1 rRNA gene (cut by a window edge) is annotated in these 1,627 nt (G+C 48.1%); it reads left to right on the top strand.

Annotated features, from left to right (window positions below):
- The first annotated feature begins 70 nt into the window (after window positions 1-70).
- Window positions 71-1,627: ribosomal RNA gene (locus LB941_RS12210) — 23S ribosomal RNA — on the top strand; it runs 1,461 nt beyond the window's last position.

The following is a 1,627-nucleotide window of genomic DNA, read 5'->3' on the forward strand; positions in this document are numbered from 1 at the left end:
AAAACAAGAATTAAAGTTTTTAATCGCAAACTCATAACCCTTTAGGTCGCCGTAAGGCGAGATAAAGATAGGTTAAGTTAATAAGGGCGCATGGTGGATGCCTTGGCACTAGGAGCCGATGAAGGACGTGACTAACTGCGATATGCTTCGGGGAGTTGTAAGTAAACTTTGAGCCGGAGATTTCCGAATGGGGAAACCCAGCGGATGTAACAATCCGTTATCACTAAGTGAATACATAGCTTAGTAGAAGGTAGACGTGGGGAACTGAAACATCTAAGTACCCACAGGAAGAGAAAGAAAAATCGATTCCCTCAGTAGCGGCGAGCGAACGGGGAAGAGCCCAAACCGAGAAGCTTGCTTTTCGGGGTTGTAGGACTGAACATCTGAGTTACCAAGAGACGAAGTAATTGAATGATTTGGGAAAATCAGCCAGAGAAGGTGAAAGCCCTGTAAATGAAACTTCGTTTCCTCAGTTCAGGATCCTGAGTACGGCGGAACACGTGAAACTCCGTCGGAATCCGGGAGGACCATCTCCCAAGGCTAAATACTCCCTAGTGACCGATAGTGAACCAGTACCGTGAGGGAAAGGTGAAAAGCACCCCGGAAGGGGAGTGAAACAGTTCCTGAAACCATGTGCCTACAAGTAGTTAGAGCCCGTTAATGGGTGATAGCGTGCCTTTTGTAGAATGAACCGGCGAGTTATGTTAGCATGCGAGGTTAAGGCGGAAAGGCCGGAGCCGTAGCGAAAGCGAGTCTGAATAGGGCGTCAGAGTATGTTGATGTAAACCCGAAACCAAGTGACCTACCCATGTCCAGGTTGAAGGTGCGGTAAAACGCACTGGAGGACCGAACCCGTGTATGTTGAAAAATGCTGGGATGAGGTGTGGGTAGCGGTGAAATTCCAAACGAACTTGGAGATAGCTGGTTCTCTCCGAAATAGCTTTAGGGCTAGCCTCGGAAGAAGGATAGTGGAGGTAGAGCACTGTTTGGACTAGGGGCCCATCATGGGTTACTGAATTCAGATAAACTCCGAATGCCACATATCTATATCCGGGAGTCAGACTGCGAGTGATAAGATCCGTAGTCGAAAGGGAAACAGCCCAGACCACCAATTAAGGTCCCTAAATATGTGTTAAGTGGAAAAGGATGTGGAATTGCACAGACAACTAGGATGTTGGCTCAGAAGCAGCCACCATTTAAAGAGTGCGTAATAGCTCACTAGTCGAGTGGTCCTGCGCCGAAAATGTAACGGGGCTAAACACATTACCGAAATTGTGGATGCATCCGTAAGGATGCGTGGTAGGAGAGCGTTCTAAGGGCGATGAAGCTAGACTGTAAGGACTGGTGGAGCGCTTAGAAGTGAGAATGCCGGTATGAGTAGCGAAAGATAGGTGAGAATCCTATCCACCGTATGACTAAGGTTTCCTGGGGAAGGCTCGTCCACCCAGGGTTAGTCGGGACCTAAGCCGAGGCCGAGAGGCGTAGGCGATGGATAACAGGTTGAGATTCCTGTACTAGTTAAATTTGTTTGAACAATGGAGGGACGCAGGAGGCTAGAGAAGCGCACTGATGGATATGTGCGTCCAAGCAATAAGTCTATTGATGAGTCAAATGCTTATCGATATCA

Origin of the sequence: Ligilactobacillus ubinensis, assembly GCF_024160875.1 — a bacterium.
Lineage (GTDB): Bacteria > Bacillota > Bacilli > Lactobacillales > Lactobacillaceae > Ligilactobacillus > Ligilactobacillus ubinensis.